This window comes from Haloquadratum walsbyi C23, from assembly GCF_000237865.1.
Taxonomy (GTDB): Archaea; Halobacteriota; Halobacteria; order Halobacteriales; family Haloferacaceae; genus Haloquadratum; species Haloquadratum walsbyi.
Genome location: NC_017459.1, coordinates 2,936,730 through 2,954,338, shown reverse-complemented (window position 1 = coordinate 2,954,338; position 17,609 = coordinate 2,936,730). Strand labels below are relative to the sequence as shown.

At 48.2% G+C, this 17,609-nt stretch carries 15 protein-coding genes, 1 tRNA gene and 3 pseudogenes; 13 read left to right on the top strand and 6 right to left on the bottom strand.

Annotated elements, in window-relative coordinates:
* Positions 1–13: 13 nt before the first annotated feature.
* Together HQRW_RS13325 and HQRW_RS13320 are read right to left on the bottom strand one after the other, a co-directional pair.
* Positions 14–895 (bottom strand): annotated as a pseudogene (locus HQRW_RS13325) (RNA-guided endonuclease TnpB family protein); the annotation flags it as partial.
* Between the two features lie 10 nt (positions 896–905).
* A pseudogene (locus HQRW_RS13320) lies at positions 906–1,817 on the bottom strand (RNA-guided endonuclease InsQ/TnpB family protein); the annotation flags it as partial.
* Between the two features lie 114 nt (positions 1,818–1,931).
* Between HQRW_RS13320 and htpX the strand changes: the two are divergent.
* From htpX to radA, 3 genes are all read left to right on the top strand, one after another.
* Positions 1,932–2,801 (top strand): zinc metalloprotease HtpX, encoded by an 870-nt coding sequence (htpX, locus tag HQRW_RS13315; RefSeq protein WP_011572625.1) that lies wholly within the window; start codon positions 1,932–1,934, stop codon positions 2,799–2,801.
* Positions 2,802–2,830: 29 nt separating this feature from the next.
* On the top strand, positions 2,831–3,436 hold the full coding sequence (gene pspAB, locus HQRW_RS13310; protein WP_014556998.1) for a PspA-associated protein PspAB: 606 nt from the start codon (positions 2,831–2,833) through the stop codon (positions 3,434–3,436).
* Between the two features lie 399 nt (positions 3,437–3,835).
* The gene (gene radA, locus HQRW_RS13305; protein ID WP_011572623.1) at positions 3,836–4,867 is read left to right on the top strand and encodes a DNA repair and recombination protein RadA; all 1,032 of its coding nucleotides are present in this window, start codon (positions 3,836–3,838) and stop codon (positions 4,865–4,867) included.
* 1,019 nt (positions 4,868–5,886) lie between these two features.
* Here the strand turns inward: radA and sufU are convergent.
* The 4 genes and pseudogenes from sufU to HQRW_RS13285 all read right to left on the bottom strand — a co-directional run bounded on the left by sufU (position 5,887) and on the right by HQRW_RS13285 (position 9,096).
* The gene (gene sufU, locus HQRW_RS13300; RefSeq protein ID WP_011572622.1) at positions 5,887–6,303 is read right to left on the bottom strand and encodes a Fe-S cluster assembly sulfur transfer protein SufU; all 417 of its coding nucleotides are present in this window, start codon (positions 6,301–6,303) and stop codon (positions 5,887–5,889) included.
* Between the two features lie 143 nt (positions 6,304–6,446).
* Positions 6,447–7,730 carry a cysteine desulfurase gene (locus HQRW_RS13295; RefSeq protein ID WP_014556997.1) on the bottom strand — a complete coding sequence of 428 codons (1,284 nt, stop codon included), beginning with the start codon at positions 7,728–7,730 and terminating at the stop codon, positions 6,447–6,449.
* A gap of 164 nt (positions 7,731–7,894) precedes the next feature.
* Positions 7,895–8,194, bottom strand: a pseudogene (locus tag HQRW_RS17060) (DUF424 domain-containing protein); the annotation flags it as partial.
* A 161-nt stretch (positions 8,195–8,355) separates the two neighbouring features.
* Entirely contained in the window at positions 8,356–9,096 is a 741-nt protein-coding gene (locus tag HQRW_RS13285; RefSeq protein ID WP_014556995.1) for a tetratricopeptide repeat protein, read from the bottom strand.
* Between the two features lie 247 nt (positions 9,097–9,343).
* Here HQRW_RS13285 and HQRW_RS13280 point away from each other — a divergent pair, with 247 nt between their 5' ends.
* The 10 genes from HQRW_RS13280 (at position 9,344) to HQRW_RS13235 (ending at position 17,313) form a co-directional block, all read left to right on the top strand.
* Entirely contained in the window at positions 9,344–9,496 is a 153-nt protein-coding gene (locus HQRW_RS13280) for a 50S ribosomal protein L39e (protein WP_011572618.1), read from the top strand.
* Positions 9,497–9,498: 2 nt separating this feature from the next.
* Positions 9,499–9,777, top strand: coding sequence for a 50S ribosomal protein L31e (locus tag HQRW_RS13275; protein WP_011572617.1), 279 nt, complete (start codon positions 9,499–9,501; stop codon positions 9,775–9,777).
* Position 9,778: 1 nt separating this feature from the next.
* Positions 9,779–10,459 carry a translation initiation factor IF-6 gene (locus tag HQRW_RS13270; protein ID WP_014556994.1) on the top strand — a complete coding sequence of 227 codons (681 nt, stop codon included), beginning with the start codon at positions 9,779–9,781 and terminating at the stop codon, positions 10,457–10,459.
* A gap of 1,285 nt (positions 10,460–11,744) precedes the next feature.
* On the top strand, positions 11,745–11,960 hold the full coding sequence (rpl18a, locus tag HQRW_RS13265; RefSeq protein WP_011572615.1) for a 50S ribosomal protein L18Ae: 216 nt from the start codon (positions 11,745–11,747) through the stop codon (positions 11,958–11,960).
* Positions 11,960–12,424, top strand: coding sequence for a prefoldin subunit alpha (gene pfdA, locus HQRW_RS13260; RefSeq protein WP_011572614.1), 465 nt, complete (start codon positions 11,960–11,962; stop codon positions 12,422–12,424). Before rpl18a ends, pfdA begins: the two co-directional genes overlap by 1 nt.
* A gap of 31 nt (positions 12,425–12,455) precedes the next feature.
* The gene (ftsY, locus tag HQRW_RS13255) at positions 12,456–13,697 is read left to right on the top strand and encodes a signal recognition particle-docking protein FtsY (protein WP_014556993.1); all 1,242 of its coding nucleotides are present in this window, start codon (positions 12,456–12,458) and stop codon (positions 13,695–13,697) included.
* Positions 13,698–14,446: 749 nt separating this feature from the next.
* The gene (locus tag HQRW_RS13250) at positions 14,447–15,847 is read left to right on the top strand and encodes a signal recognition particle protein Srp54 (RefSeq protein ID WP_014556992.1); all 1,401 of its coding nucleotides are present in this window, start codon (positions 14,447–14,449) and stop codon (positions 15,845–15,847) included.
* Between the two features lie 154 nt (positions 15,848–16,001).
* Entirely contained in the window at positions 16,002–16,583 is a 582-nt protein-coding gene (locus HQRW_RS13245; protein ID WP_014556991.1) for a magnesium transporter, read from the top strand.
* On the top strand, positions 16,584–17,141 hold the full coding sequence (locus HQRW_RS13240; RefSeq protein WP_014556990.1) for a magnesium transporter: 558 nt from the start codon (positions 16,584–16,586) through the stop codon (positions 17,139–17,141).
* 99 nt (positions 17,142–17,240) lie between these two features.
* Positions 17,241–17,313 (top strand) — tRNA-Pro (locus tag HQRW_RS13235).
* Positions 17,314–17,609: the final 296 nt, after the last annotated feature.

Below are 17,609 nucleotides of genomic sequence, written 5' to 3'. Positions count from 1 at the left end.
GTCAACCGAACTGCTACGCCGTGCATGGTTCTCCCTCACGTTGTGCAATATTCTCTGAAGCATTTAGGTCGGCATGTCGTCCACGGTCACACTCCGAACATAAAAAGTGATCTTCATCACGAGTTCCAATTGAACCACATTCTGAACATAGTTTGCTGGTACGGTACGGGTCAACCTTCTCGACGCTGATACCAGCACGTTCTGCTTTGTACGTGATGAACTGTTGGAGTTGATAGAAGTGCCACGAGTGAATGGCTGACCACGAGCTATTCTTGCGGATACCTTCGAGGTCTTCCAGTTTGATGACTGGATTCTTGAACTGTTCCGCGAACGTGATGAGGCGACGTGAGAGTTTATGATTTAAGTCCTTGATTCGACGCTGTTCTTTGTCACCCACACGGTTGCGTGCGCGAAGCGCACCCGCTTGTTGGAGCGAATCGCGTAGGGAACGATATTTGCGCCGAACGTACTTTGCCTCATCACCTGACACCAGCATTGACTCATCTTCATCATAAGCCGTTGCAGCGAGAATATGTCGTTCGCCAATATCGACACCGATGGATGTCCCATTCGACGTGTCGGTATCGTACTCGGCGTTGAATGTACAGTACCAGTCGTCGCCACGACCGTAGACCTGTAGACGGGATTTGTCGGCGTCACCTTCGACCAGTCGGTCTACAGAATCGGCAATATCGTCGTACACTTCAATAGGCGTGTACCACCACTGAGAAACACACGGGAATCCGATGACGACTGTGCCGTTATCGGTTGTGTCGATCTCCCCATTCTGGTTGTTGACTGCGAACGGTTGACTCTCTCGGTATTCAACTTCCCCATCTTTGCTGTGGTCAGATTTCGCTTCTCGAATGGCTTGGTCCTGAATAGCCGAGTGAACCGTCTTGGGGTCAAGCCCCGAGGCTTCCTGTTTCGATGACGCGCTTTGCAGACACCGAATGGGTGTCCGTAGGGAGCGCAGTCTCCACAGGCGTGTCTTCGGGCCATTCCAGCCCTACTTCAAAAAAACCGCGTTGCAGGACATTCATCGCCGCATTCGCGTCACGATCACACTCAAACCCACATGACGGGCAGGAGTGTTCACGTACCCAAATCGGTTTTGCTGTTTCTACACCACACGACGCACATTCTTTCGTCGTTCCCTCTGGTTTGATCTGCACGACGTGACAGCCGTACAGACCGGCCTTATACTCGAGCAGTGTAATGAACTGTCGCCACGCTGCATCTTGCTTGTTGCGAGCATTGTGCGACTGCTCCAACATTCCCTTTACGTCCAAGTCCTCGACGAACACCGCGTCGTACTCACGGACGAGCCACGTCGTTATTTTGTGCTGGTAGTCCAACACTGTCCGACGGATGTGCCGCTTCAGCTTCGCTACTTCTCGCCGTTGTTTCTCGTAGTTGTTCGACCCTTTCTGCTTCCGTGAGAGTTTGCGTTGTTCGCGGCGCGATCGCTCGTAGTCGTCTTCGAGATCAAGCCAATCCACGGTCTTCCCATCGGTTGTGTAGATGTAATTGAGACTACCGAGATCAATCCCAACGCTGTTGGTTGTGTTGAGAGACTCCACGTCGGGTTTCTCAGGAAGGTCAGCGTCGTCGGTTTCGAGCCCGAAGCAGACGAACCACTTACCGGTTGTTTCCTTCTTGACGGTAACTTCTTTGATGTCCGCTTCGTCAGGGATTTCGCGGTGGTAGCGGATCGGGATGTCTCCGATTTTGGAGAGCCAGATTGTCGCGTGTCGGTCACTCGTGTTTTTGAGTTCGAAGCCAGACTGCGAAAACGTCATACTCTGAAACGTCCGGTTACGACTCCACGAACTTATGTGTAAAAGACAGACCTCAAGGGAGGGCTTTCTCCTTGAACTTCTGTAATCCATCTGCGACACCGTTTATTACGTTCAACACGTATTGCATATATGGACTGGAAAACAGACTGGGGACTACGTGGCAGAATGGCTCTAACAATGTTCCTTCTGTTCGCCCTATACCTGGTCTTCGTTGGGGCGCTGTGGTGGTCGCGGTCACTTATATTCCTCCCATTGATGGGAGTGTTTGTACTTGCACAGCTCTTCTTCAGCGATAAGCTTGCGCTTTACAGCATGGGGGCATCAAAAGTCTCCGAAGATGAATATCCTGAACTTCACACGGCGATTAATCGACTCAGCCAACAGGCTGATCTCCCAAAGCCAGATGTTGCAGTTGCTGACTCACGGGTTCCGAACGCATTCGCAACCGGACGTTCGAAAGATAGTGCAACAATCGCTGTAACGACTGGACTACTGCGTTCACTCGATCAAGATGAATTATCAGGCGTTCTCGCGCACGAACTTGCACATATAAAGAACCGTGACGTTATGATAATGACAATTGCGTCATTCCTTTCGACAGTCGCATTCATGATTGTCCGAATAGGATTTTGGTTTGGCGGTGGACATGAACGAGAGGGTGGCAGTCAAGTGCTTATTGCCATTGTTGCATCTCTCATCGTCTGGATTGTCTCATATTTCCTTATCCGTGCACTCTCCCGATACCGTGAGTATGCCGCCGACAGAGGTGGAGCGATTATTTCGGGACAACCATCAGCTCTTGCGTCAGCACTGCTGAAAATTGATGGTCGGATGGAAAATGTTCCGCGTGAGGATCTCCGCGAACAATCAGAGATGAATGCGTTCTTTATTGTTCCGGTGAAAAGCGATCTTATTGGACGGTTGTTCAGCACTCACCCCTCGACTGAGCAGCGTGTGGAACGCCTTCGTGAACTCGAACGTGAACTGGAAACACGATGACGCGAAATACCATAGATGATAAATAACTGATGGGTCTGTTTGATACGATACGATCTGTATTTGGAACAAACGCGGCTGCGGATGCAACCCGCGATGCTGATCCTGAGGATCTCTTCGGCATGAGCACCGCATATATGACGATGGGTGCGGATCTTGGCTTCGATTCTGTTGGTTCAGCTGCGCTGTGTTTCTCAGGCGTCGATAGTACTGACTTTGCCGATACTGTCAGCGATGTTGAGGCGATTCTTCGTGCTGGCAGTGAAGAAACAGGAACAACCTTCGATCTTCATGAAGATAGTCATGGATGGGAATGGGTCATTCTTCAAGATGATAATCCAGAGGATCTTGTCACAAGTATCCATTTTGCGGCTGATGAGTTTATTGAGCGTGGATACGGATCGCGATTGCTCGCGGCTGTCTTTGGGTTTGAAGATGCTGGCGAGCGTGCATACTGGATTTACTCATTCCGCCGTGGTGCGTACTATCCATTCGCACCACGGTCTGGGAATAACCGTGATCAACAACTTGAGTTCAAACTTGAGTCGGTCCTCACTGGTGAACTGACCATTGAAGATGATGAGTCATACTGGTATCCGATGTGGCCTGACGCTCGTGGCGGTCATCCGTGGCAATAACGCTGATCGATATATAAATCACGTTCAGATACGAAGTAACGCTCACTGAACCACTCGCCGAATCTGGGAACGCTTGTCTGAGCGCCTCGTCTGAAGCGGATGATAATCTTACGAATTGATGACTGGGTGACCGAAGCCACGGAAACTTGATCTGTTTTTTAAGACCGGGAGATGTGAAATCCCGCAGGTAACTGTGTATCAGAAACGTGGAATAAGGATGAGATTTTGTGCGTGATTGATGAATCCATCCGATAGTGCCTGTGTATCTTAGATATTTTCATCAGCATGCTAAACCAGTATCAGCTGATTATTTTTGCGAGTAGCGAAATCACTGCTATTTTACTTTCACTATGGTGTTAACGAGGCTTTATGTGGCAGTGGACGTTATGCAGTTATACAATGCCAGAGGATGAACTCGAAGATCTCCCAGGAGTTGGACCAGCGACCTCAGATAAACTCGTTGATGCTGGGTTTGAGAGCTATCAAGCAATTGCAGTCGCAAGTCCAGCCGAAATGTCAAACACCGCAGATGTTGGTGAGTCAACCGCCTCTGATATCATCAACGCTGCCCGTGATGCTGCGGATGTTGGTGGGTTCGAGACCGGTGCAGCCGTTTTGCAACGTCGTGAGGAGATTGGAAAACTCTCGTGGAAAATCCCTGAAGTCGATGAGTTACTTGGTGGTGGGATTGAGACCCAATCGATTACTGAGGTGTATGGAGAATTCGGCGCTGGTAAGTCACAAGTTACCCATCAAATGGCAGTCAATGTGCAATTACCACCTGAACACGGTGGTCTTGGTGGGGCAGCAATCTTCGTTGACTCTGAAGATACATTTCGTCCAGAGCGTATTGATGATATGCTTCGTGGGCTTGATGATGAGATTATCACTGATTTGCTTGAGCGTCGTGAGATAGAGGGAACTCCAGGTGATGATGAGACGATGAAAGCGCTGTTAGATAGTTTTTTGGATCATATACACGTTGCAAAAGCGTTCAATTCAAATCATCAGATCCTTTTAGCAGAGAAAGCAAAAGAACTGGCTCGTGATAACCAAGATAGTGGTTTTCCTGTTCGACTTCTCTGTGTCGACTCACTAACCGCGCACTTCCGTGCGGAATATGTCGGTCGTGGATCGCTCGCTGAGCGACAACAAAAACTAAATAAACACCTTCATGATCTGATGCGAATCGGCGACTTATATAATACCGCTGTCCTCGTTACAAATCAGGTTGCTTCAAATCCTGATTCATACTTCGGTGACCCAACGCAGCCAATTGGTGGAAATATTCTCGGACATACCTCCACATTCCGCATGTATCTTCGAAAATCAAAGAATGATAAGCGAATCGTGAGACTTGTTGATGCACCAAATCTCGCTGATGGTGAAGCTGTGATGCGTGTCAAGGATGCTGGATTGAAGCCTGAATAGCCATATCTGATATAGAATATAATATGGCGGATGGCTCAAACTGCGTGTCTCAGCTGTTTCTTCTCCAAGTAGATGACACGGACAAAGTCTTGGACAATCATGTATTTCTACGAGAAAACATATTCAGGGCTTTCAAAATGGCGTACTAATCGTTATCTAACATCGGTTGAGACACATCCTCAATACATGATGGTGAAAGTGTTCATATAAATGATACGAAGGTTACTGCTGATGTCCACTCGTCGTGAAATGCTTCACTGCAGATTCTGTTGTTAATGATCGTCAAGATGACTTCAATTGACCTCCTCCCACGACTGAAATCCTGACTTTTACTCATAAGTCCACAGCATCCCAACGTGACGTTTTAGCCGCTTTCAAGCAGGGTCTGAGACAAATCCTGACGGACTGATAGCGATTAGTCCAAGTCTAAGTCTTAGTCTTAACCGCCGTGATTATCCGTATCGGTGATGGGAGCCGCTGAATTCGCGTCATTCGACACCGCCGGTGAAACTATTTGAATTAATCACCACGCTCATCTGTAGAAGCGAATACCCGGTGTTTTGACCCCTCTGATCGCAGGTGTCAGTTTGTCACTCGGACAGTTCTAATCCAGATATTCCGCAGGTACCGACTGCTACAGATGAGTGTATCATCATAAGGCGCCAACCGGGATTACCGATTGGGTCACAGGGACTACTCAAGCCGGGTCAACTCGTCGTCAGCATACCCGGTTACTTAAGATGAGATTCCCAACTCCCGACAATGGGAGCAATTTTCACCGCTTCACCCCGTCCATCTCGTCGGGACAACTTGTGCGTAAAAGACAGGGTATAATCGCGGGCTTTCGCCTCGCTACCGTTGTAAGTCTCTTATTGAAATGATCACTGAAAATGCCCGATACTGTTCATAGTTATTGAGATGAATGTAAGTACGGAATATGATGATTTGACATCTTCCCCGCCCTGAAGGGCGAGGTTTTTCGCCTGCTTATCGGATATAATTCGAATTGAATTGAGTTTTTACTCGACCGTCGTTGCTTCAATCGCTATTTCACCATCATGTATGGCTGCTCCATCCTGTGCAACCTGTCGTGCAAGAACCGCACATTTGATTCGCATTGGTGAGATATCAACACCAAGCATCTCTGTCACATCATCAGTATCAAGCGTGTCAAGCTCCTCTAACGTCATTCCCTGTAAATGCTCTGAAAGCATAGATGCTGATGCCTGACTAATCGCACATCCATCCCCTGTAAAGCTCACATATTCGATTGTTTCATTATCATCTTTCAATTGCACGTTCACAGTGATGGTATCGCCACATGACGGATTCTCGCCGGTATGTGAGAAGTCCGGATCAGGTATCTCACCCTTGTTTCGAGGATTCTTGTAATGATCGAGAATCTGTTGACGATACATATCTGATCCTAGTCCCATTGTTATAATATATACAGCTGTGTGCTGCAAAAACGTTCCGCTAATTGCTGATTTTGTTGTACCGATAATCGTATTTCGTGGTGCAAATGACGTCAGTTATCAGTAATTAAGACGCCTGTGTGTCTTGAGTTCATCTGTCGCCATTAGGCAAATAGTTCCCGTGCAGCATCAACCGCAGTGACAAGCTCGTCAATCTCTTCACGTGTATTATATATGTAGAATGAGGCTCGCGTTGAAGCCGGTACACCAATTTTGTCATGAAGTGGTTGCGTGCAGTGATCACCGGCTCTGATTGCAACTCCATACTCATTGAGGATGCTCGAGAGGTCATGCGCATGGACTCCCTCAAGATTGAATGCAACAAGCCCGCCACGGTCGCCGCCTGGTGGACCATATGTTTCGACATCATCAAATGCAGATAGTTGATTATAGGCGTATTCAGCGAGTAACTCCTCGTGTGCTTGAACTGTCTCCATCCCAATATCCTCAAGATAATCAATTGCAGCATGAAGCCCAATTGCCTGTGCAATAACAGGTGTTCCAGCCTCAAACTTCCAGGGCAGGTCCTCCCATGTCGAGTCTTCGTATGTAACTCGCCTGATCATCTCCCCGCCATAGAGGTATGGTTCCATAGACTCGAGAATTTCCTGTTTGCCGTAGAGAACCCCAATTCCCGTCGGTCCAAGCATCTTGTGTCCAGAGAACGCAAAGAAATCTGTGTCCATCGCATCGACATCGACTGGTCGCGTTGGTGCTGACTGTGCGCCATCAATAAAGATATATCCACCATGGTCGTGTGTGAGCTCTGCCAACTCTTCAACTGGTGTTACTGTCCCAAGCGTATTTGAAATATGCACAACGGACACCATTGCTATTGAGTCATCAATTAACTCACGTGCATGTTCCATATCAAGATAGCCATCTTCATCAACACGAATATACTCAACATTCGCACCGGTTCGCTTTGCGATTTGCTGCCAAGTGACAAGTGATGCATGATGTTCCATCTCAGAGAGCACAACAGTATCTCCGGGTTCCAACTCCGCAAGCCCCCATGCGTAAGCGACAAGATTCATTGATTCTGTTGTATTCTTTGTGAAAATGATCTCCTCGCGTCCATCAGCGCCAATAAACTCAGCAACACGGTCATGTGCGACCTCGTATGCGACTGAAGCTTCCTGACTTAGATGATGGATCCCTCGATGGACATTTGAGTTGTATTGATAATAGTACTCTGTGAGGGCCTCAACAACGTCTGTTGGCGTTTGACTTGTTGCTGCATTGTCAAGATAAACAAGTGGATCGGTATCATCAGGACTTGGACCCGGCGTTTCGATGTCCCCCCCAACCTTTCGGTCGAGGATTGGAAAGTCCCCGCGGACACTCGGAATGTCTATCGGATACGCTTTCTGCTCTTGTGTTCCCATTATTGGCTTATAGGTACTCTAGGAAGAACATCCCTTCGGTCCTAATGTTGCAGAAGTAATATGTCTGTAGTATCGATATTTCTCGTGTCTTCTCAAAAATTTATCTGCTACAATCCAAAGTTATTATTGAAAATCCCAATAGCTAACGCCAGACAGCCAATCTCTTACATCCATACTAATTGCGCATGTAGCGTTTCATCGATTTGTAGCACTCGGTCCTTCTCAACGATTCCAGCCTCGATTGCGATTGCGACTGCATGCTTGCCAACGATATTTGCAACACTGGCTCGTTTTAGACGTTTAATAACTGTTTCCGCATCAACCTTATCGGCTTCACTTCCACCATAGAATGATTCTGTTACGTTGAGTGATACCTCACCATCGACATATGTCTCCCCAAGACAGTCACTGTCACAAACGGCGACAAGCAATCCTTCTGGTGTTTGTCGCTCTCGAAGTAAAAGAGCCTCATCATCATCCGTCTCAGTATTATCATCATGAGCCTCAGTCGACGTCGATACAGAGTCACGGTTAGAGTCATGCTCAGCGTTAGATTCGGGTACAGGCTTCAGCGGATCTTCAGATTCGGAGAGTATATCTTCTTTATCACTTCGATCCGACCCCGTCACTGGTCTTCGAGAAGTTCTTGTTCACGTTCACGTCGCAACTCCTCTGCTTGCGTCTGTGTTTGTTCCGCTTCCTCATCTCGACCCAGTTCATCAAGCGCACGTGCTTTCTCCTCAAGCACATCAGCAGTCTGCATCCCAAGCCGAATTGCATTATCAAATGCTGATACAGCCTCCTCATTGAGACCACGCTCGTGTAGGAAAAATCCACGATTATACCACGCTTGCGGAAATCGTGGATCGACTTTTACCGCTCGCTCAGCATGCTGGAGCGCTGACTCGGTCTCACCAGCCTCCCATAATGCATATGCCAGATTTGTCTCCGCAGAAGCAGCATGCTCCGATTCATCGTCAATGCGAAGTGCCTCCTTATATGAGCCGATTGCTTCATCCCATTCTTCAAGTTGTCCGTGAGCAGCACCTTTATTCACCCATGCTTCTTGTGCTGCAAGAGATTCCTCAGGTGCGAATCGTGCTGCTCGTTCAAATGTTTCTGTTGCCTCCTCAAAGCGATTAATCTGCATATACGAGAGCCCAACATCAACGAGTTGCTCAACATCAACTTGATCCGATGCGATATTTCGTTTATCAAGTTCATCCGTAATCACTCGCGTATCAACCGGATCAACTGATGTTGGGTCAGCACTCAACTCTGGTGGGTCAAGCGTAAACTCTTCATACTCTTCGTTGAACCCCTGTCCTGACGAAAATTCGTGATCGGTGGGTTCGTTATCTGTCATACCCATATTACTCGTCCAGGACAGTTAATAGTTATCAGATTCACACTGTTTACACAATGCAAGAGGAGTGTCCTGTGGGGGTTTGGTGTGACCCTATGGTGCGTTCACGATTATGTCTATATTCTCTGGTATTGAGTTCATGATTGACTCCTCGAATATCTTCTGTGCCTTGGGAGTAAACGAATCACACACTGTTGTACCACAAAGGAACAACATTTTATGCAGTCCGAAATTATCAAATGATACTATGGGAAAGAAATCGAAGGCAAAAAAGAAGCGACTCGGTAAACTTGAAAAACAAAACTCTCGTGTTCCTGCGTGGGTCATGCTCAAGACCAATATGGAAGTAACGCGAAATCCAAAGCGTCGCAACTGGCGGCGGAGCGATACTGACGAATAACGATGAGTACCAGCGACTTTGAAGAGCGTGTTGTGACGGTTCCACTTCGGGATGTCTCTGCAGTGCCAACTCACGAACGAGCTGGTCGTGCAATGACGCTGATCCGCGAACATCTCGCACAGCACTTCCGCGTTGATGAGTCTGACATTCGACTTGACCCATCACTTAATGAAACTGTCTGGGCGCGTGGAAGCCAGAACCCACCGAGTAAACTACGGGTTCGTGCGGCTCGATTCGACGAAGACGGCGAGTCTATCGTCGAAGCGGAGCCGGCTGAATAACGTGCTTCGTGCCTCTTTCGCCGGGTCGCCATATGTTGGCGTCTTCGCGCGTGCGACCGATGATGTGCTTCTTCTCCGCTCTGATGTAGATGATGACACCGCTGATGCAATGGCAGCCGAACTCGATATCCCAGCCGTTGCAACGACAATTGGTGGCTCTGGAACTGTTGGGGCGCTTGCAACTGGAAATGAAAATGGAATCCTCGTCACAAGCAATGTAACAATGCGTGAAAAGGAGGCGATTGAAACAACGGCCTCTGTCTCAGTTACCGAACTTCCTGGTCGAATTAATGCTGCTGGCAATGTTATCCTTGCGAATGACTATGGCGCATATGTCCATCCTGATCTCTCCACAGAAGCTGTCGAGAGTGTTGAATCCGCACTTAATGTTCCAGTTGCCCGCGGCAAGCTTGCAGATGTTCGCACCGTAGGAACCGCTGCAGTAGCAACAAATCGTGGTGTTCTCTGTCATCCTAAAGCACGTGAACCCGAACTCGAGGCAATTGAAGACCATTTAGATGTTCGTGCTGATATTGGAACAGTCAATTACGGTGCACCACTTGTCGGGTCCGGTATTGTTGCCGGACAAACCGGATATGTCGTTGGCGAGGATACGACTGGTCCTGAATTAACTCGGATCGAAGATACGCTCGGGTATCTCGAATCTATCACCAGCGAATAGTCATAATTCGCTGTGATTGTCGAACATTATGATACATATAAATTCGATGAGAATAATTATGACTTTCGCCGTCCACAGAATTGCAGATTTCTGGTACCCACAGTTACGACATGTTGAACGAAGCAATGCGAACGAGACCACCGACCTCGGTACCGCAAAATGAACCTGACAATATGGAACCAGTCCATGTTTCGACACCTGTCCGATATTCTTGATTTATAATTTCAATTAGCAGACAATTCCATTCAAAAGTAGGAATCAGGTGAGAATAGAGTGATTCTACATCGTCCTATAATGGCGGTTTTGCCGCTCCACGCATCAAAGCAATAATCGAAACCAGTCGGCGACCGCCCGATTCTCACATAATCGGCATGGGATTGATTATTGCACGCATCAAGGAAGTAACTCCGAGTCCGTCGAAGTCTGTCGGACTTCTAGAGTAAAATCAACTCTGGGAGTCCGAACACGATTGAGGATAGGAGTACCAGGCGCTCAGCACCCCAAGTAGTCCCAGTCCCGACTGCCACAGTCCGTGAACCCGGCATGGAGTCTCACCATGTCAGAGTTTGATAGGACTACAAACCTGAAATCTCCACCACTCACGCGCCGGGTTCCTCTGCGTTCACACGATATACAGCGCGGAAGCCCACCGGCTTTAGCCCTGTCTCTTACCCACAAGTTCGTGGGGTCGTAACCGGACGTTTCAGACACTCTCAGAGGTATTTTGAACGCAAAAAATCGAGGCGAGAAGCGATTCAGACAGTGATATCGGCTGTAGGGGTGACCGAACGCCGGTAATCAAGCCCACTACAATTGTTCCAAAGAGGTGTTGAAACTGTAGATACCGAGGATTTCAGTCGTGCTCGCCGATCCCGATCCCGTTCCGCTGAAATCCTGACTCGAGTTGTGGGTAAGAGACAGGGCTGGAGGGGCGTTCTGTCAGTACGCCCTGAAGTCGGGGATCATGACCGTGAACGCTACTGAAGTGGCGTCCGACACCTACTACGTATCGGTAGAACGGGAGTCCACCGACAAGCCCAGCGCTTTAATGTTCCTGAAAACTTATTGAGGAATTCAATTCAAAATCTTGGCATAGAGTAGCTGCTGATACTGCTGCATAGGACCGATGGTTCAAAATGTTTCATGAAGTACTGCAGCGCTGGGTAGCTGACACGGAAGCCAACATCAGATAATGCTGTATTTGCGATGGGACTGTATTCAAGTGTTGTCTCAAGGCAAACCCGAAAGTAGGAAGATACTTCCCGCTTGCTCGGGTATCGAACGTATGGTTCAATTCGCGGTGAGCGGTCAGTTCCGGAGCCGAGACGGATTCAATGAGTTCACAACAGATGTCGAGGCCCCGAACAAGAACGTCGCTCGCGAGCGGGTGTATGCGAATATTGGGAGTCAGCATAGTCTTAGGCGGACACAAATCAAGATTGACTCGGTGCGCTCGCTATCAGACAATGCAGATATAACCGAATCTGAGGTGGCTAGCTAATGATGGGCGGTGGTCAGCAACAGCAGTTACAACAGCTTTCTGAAGAACTTCAAGCGATTGATGAAGAGATTGATGAACTTCGTGAAGAAGTCGATGATCTTCAATCTGAACAAACATCAATTGACGAGGCTATGGATGCAATTCAGACACTAGAGAGCGGAGCGACTGTTCAAGTCCCACTCGGTGGTGACGCTTACGTTCGCGCAGAAATTCAAGACGCTGATGAGATAATTGTTGGACTTGGCGCTGACTTTGCTGCTGAGCAGTCCGCCGATAATGCTGTGGAATCCCTCTCAACAAAACAGGATGCGCTTGATAATCGGATTGAGTCACTTCGTGACGACATTGACGAACTTGAGACTGAAAGTAGTCAACTCGAGCAGCAGGCGCAACAGATGCAACAGCAAATGCAGCAACAACAAATGCAGCAAATGCAAGACCAGCAACCAGAGGACAACGAATAATACGCTGGTTGCGTAGTCAGATACCTCACTAATGTTTGATGGACTGAAAAATAAACTTGATCAGTTTCGAGACGATGTCGAGGAGACAGCGACTGAGAAATCAGCTACTGATGAAGCATCATCTGGTGATGACGCTGAACCAAACGTCAAGCAATCGGATGAATCAGTGTCGCATATGCCTTCTGAGGCAGCCAACGATACCAGCGAGCAGACTCCAGATGATAACACTCACACGAGTAACAGTGATGTCACAACTGCTGAGTCTGATATATCGGCAAATACGGATGGAGACCCAAATATAGATACTGACTCGTCCTCGCTTGCATCACAGGAAGCTGCAGCAGTGCTCGATGAGACAGCACAATCAGATAATAAACCGGGTCGACTTAAGCGCGCAGCGGCGTTTGCTACTGGAAAAATTGTTATCGAGGAAGAGGATCTCGAAGAGCCGTTATGGCAACTTGAGATGGCACTTCTTGAAAGCGATGTGGAGATGCAGGTTGCAGAGGAAATCCTTGGTACTATTCGAAGCAAAATGCTTGGTGAGACGCGTGCGCAGGTTAATACAACTGCTGCGCTCGTTGAAGAAGCGCTCTCAGACGCATTGTATGAGGTAATCAGCGTTGGACAGTATGACTTTGACTCACGTGTCGAGAGTGCTGACTCACCGATGACAATTGTCTTTACAGGTGTCAATGGAGTTGGGAAAACGACGAGTATTGCAAAACTTGTCCAATATCTTGAGTCTCGCGGACTTTCAGTTGTGATGGCTAACGGTGATACGTACCGGGCTGGGGCAAATGAACAAATCCGTGAACATGCAAAGACACTCGACACGAGACTTATTGCTCATGAACAGGGAGGCGACCCTGCAGCGGTTCTTTATGATGCCGTTGAGTACGCTGAGGCAAATGATATTGATGTTGTATTAGGTGATACTGCTGGTCGACTTCACACATCGAATGATTTGATGGCACAATTAGAGAAGATTGATCGAGTAGTCAATCCTGATATGACACTTTTCGTTGATGAAGCTGTTGCCGGACAGGATGCTGTCGAACGAGCAAAACAGTTCAATGAGGCTGCTGAGATTGATGGGACGGTTTTAACGAAGGCAGATGCCGACTCAAATGGTGGTGCAGCAATCTCAATTGCGTATGTCACTGGAAAACCAATATTGTTTCTGGGCGTTGGGCAGGAATATGACGACATTGAACGATTCAATCCAGAATCAATGGTCAATCAGTTGCTTGGTGAGACGGAATCACGCTGATATTATCTATAACTGTCAATACCCATTCATCAACGGGTCTATTACTCTTTATTCTTCTATTTGCAAACCTACTGCTTGTATCGCTGATTAACTGAGAGAATGCGGTGTTCGTGATTAGTGATGATACCCTGATCAGATGTAGTTGGAATATTATTAAGTGGATGAGATCACTCATACCTCGTGTTTCAGGCGGGGATACACCGTCTGCACGCAGTTTAATCGGTTCTACAGGCGGAACAGACCGAGTGCCTCGGAGCTTGACCCCGAGGCGGTTCACGCTACATCGAGTCTGACCGAGGTGGTCTCTCCTTTCTTTCGCTGAGACAGTGTCGGGATTCTTCTTTTCATCATTGAAAATACACTTTTCATCAGGCGAACGGGGTGCAGGAAGCGCACAATAACCCCGAATCCCCGTCTTTCGACAGTGGGGTGTCGTATGGCATGACCCGCATTCCCTCCCGGAGTATGAAATCATAAATCTCACAACCCAGCAAGCCTCCGCATATGGGAACTCCGCCGTTTACTGCGGAAAGAATATCATAGGTTCACATAGAGTCTCTGCTGGGAACGTCTGACACGCTAGCATGACCTCTCAGGTATATATCCGAGATATGCGTATGGTATTTCTCGAGATATCAGACCAGCTACGAGACGTGCACCTGAGCGCCTTATGTGCAGTTTCAGGGATTCAATCCTAGTGCTTCACCGACAGACAAAGCTTTACACGTTTCGTGACATATTGAAGTCAAATGGTGCTTGATAATCTTGGGAGTTCCCTCCGTGGCAGTCTTGACAAACTTCAGGGGAAGTCCCGCCTCGACGAGGATGACGTCGAGGAAATTGTGAAAGAAATTCAGCGGTCGCTGCTATCCGCAGATGTCGAGGTAAGCCTCGTGATGGAACTCTCCTCATCAATTGAAGACCGTGCAACCGGTGAGGAACCGCCGGCAGGAACCTCCGCACGTGATCATGTTTTACGAATCGTCTATGAGGAACTTGTTGATCTTGTTGGTGACTCAACAGACCTCCCGCTTAAGTCACAGACAATTCTTCTTGCGGGACTGCAGGGATCTGGAAAGACCACATCAGCGGCAAAAATGGCGTGGTGGTTCTCAACGAAAGGTCTCCGCCCGGCTGTGATTCAAACGGATACATTTCGTCCTGGTGCATACGACCAAGCAGAGCAGATGTGTGAACGTGCTGAAGTATCATTTTATGGCGATCCAGACTGCGATGACCCGGTTAAGATTGCCCGCGAAGGCATTGAAGCCACCACTGATGCAGATATTCATATCGTTGACACAGCCGGTCGTCATGCACTTGAGGCAGACCTGATCGATGAAATTGAGGCAATTGATTCAACGGTTGCTCCAGACCGGTCATTACTCGTACTTGATGCGGCGATTGGACAAGGAGCCAAACAACAGGCTCGTGAGTTCAACAATGCAATCGGTATTGACGGTGTTGTTGTCACAAAACTCGACGGAACTGCGAAAGGAGGGGGTGCCCTTACCGCAGTCAATGAGACTGATTCATCAATTGCATTCTTAGGGACCGGTGAGACTGTCCAAGATGTCGAGCGATTCGAACCGAATGGGTTCATCTCACGGCTTCTGGGGATGGGCGATCTCAAGCAACTCTCCGAGCGCGTTGAGCGTGCAATGGCTGAGACACAGGAAGCCGACGATGACTGGGACCCTGAAGATATCATGGAGGGATCGTTTACCCTCAAAGACATGCGTAAACAGATGGAAGCGATGGACCGTATGGGTCCCCTTGATCAAGTAATGGATATGATTCCTGGTCTTGGTGGTGGGCTCAAAGATCAACTCCCTGATGACGCAATGGATGTGACACAGAACCGAATGCGAGACTTTGATGTGATCATGGATTCGATGACTGAAGCAGAACTTGAAGATCCACGGAGTGTTGGTGCGTCTCGTGTTCGCCGCATCGCTCGTGGTTCCGGCACCGATGAGGAAACCGTTCGTGAACTACTTCAACAACATAAAATGATGGAACGAACAATCAAACAGTTCCAAGGTATGGGAGAAGGCGATATGCAGCGAATGATGAAAAAGATGCAACAGCAAGGTGGCGGCGGTATGGGTGGTCTTGGTGGTGGCGGCGGTCTCGGACCGTTTGGGTGAACCGCCTCGGGGTCAAGCCCCGAGGCACTCGGTCTGTTCCGCCTGTAGATTACGTTTTGGTTGCTCTTACCGGCTAGTCTTCACCGTGTTTGAGTAACAGTCCTATCATAACGGTGACGCACATCTTTTTATGCTTGATATCATCGCCACAGACGTGACTGTTCGTGACGCTGCGCGCGAGGCATATCGCGAAGCTATCCCAGCCCTTCTCGCGAGTCTCATTGGTGGTCTTCTTGCGGGTGTCGTTCTTGGCGGTATGCGCTCAGAACTCCGCGCGGTTCCCGGACTACTGGTTCTCGTCCCAGCATTATTAGCCACGCGAGGGAATGTCTATGGATCACTTGGTGCTCGAATTTCAACGGGGCTTCATCAAGGATTAATCGAACCTCGACTCCGCGGTGTTGATACCCGTCTTACCGCGGCGGCGACGGCGGCTCTAATGAATGGTCTTGCAGCATCGGTGTTCGCTGCAATTGCTGTCTTTTTGATACTTACGATACTTGAAACATCTGTTGCCTCAGTTTTAATATTAATCGCAATTGCACTTCTCGCTGGGCTCCTTTCTGGTGGGGTGCTTATCATCACCGTCATTACAGCCGTTATTATCGGATATCGTCGTGGATACAATCCTGATGCGTTGGTCGGACCGCTTGTTACGACGACTGGTGATGTATTTGGTATGTTATTTTTACTTGCCGCTGTTCGTCTTGTTTCGGCTGTTGGAGGTGTCAGCTAAGTGCCGACTGCATGGACAGTTCGAGCAATTACTTGGGCCATGTTCCCAATCTTGGTATTACTGACATTAGTTGAAGTTGGAAGTGGACTTGTGCTCAATAGATTTGAGGCACAACTGCTCCGGTACCCAACACTTCTTGCACTCGTTCCAGTAACGATTGGAACCGCCGGAAACCTTGGGAGTATTCTAGCTGCTCGGCTTTCAACTGCATTTCACCTTGGAACACTTTCATTTGATATTCGAGACGACACACTCACCGGAAATGCACTAGCGACAATTGCACTTTCAGTGTCTATCTTCCCAATTGTTGGTATCGGTGCATGGAGTCTCACGGCGCTTACCGGGATGACACGTCTTGAACTCTGGCGGGTTGTTATTATTGCACTTCTTGCTGGTGTTTGCCTTGCCGTTCTTGCAACGTGCGTTACGGTCATTACAACGTACCTCGCGTATCAACTGGAACTTGACCCGGACGATGTCGTTTTGCCCGCCGTAACGAATATTTGCGACGTTCTGGGTGTTATTGTGCTATTTCTTGTTGTGCAGATTCTGGTTTAATCGATAATGGTTAATACCTAGATCAGTGTTCGAACTTCTATCGACGAGATGATCGCTAAACGAAATTCTTTAGTCGCAGTCGATTTATCTTATAATAGAGGGATCGTGGGTTAGCTTGGTATACTCCGGGCCTTGGGTGCCCGTGACCCCGGTTCGAATCCGGGCGATCCCATATAGTACTGATCGTTTGAGATGAACTGACTCTTCTTCAGCTTATTCGTCATATATATTCTCCTAACGGTATGCTATTCGGCTTTCTCTTATATACCAAGAGAGAATATTAATATAGCGATCAATCATCACCATATTAACCTATATCAGGTATATTTTAGCTTGAGTCCAAACTAACAGATACTGTATAAGAACATCGACATGAAGATGGATCATCGTCGGTAGATTTCGACCGATGGTTCTATTTTTGCGGTCTCAATAAAATTCATATATGCTATCGTCCCGGAAGACTTCGTC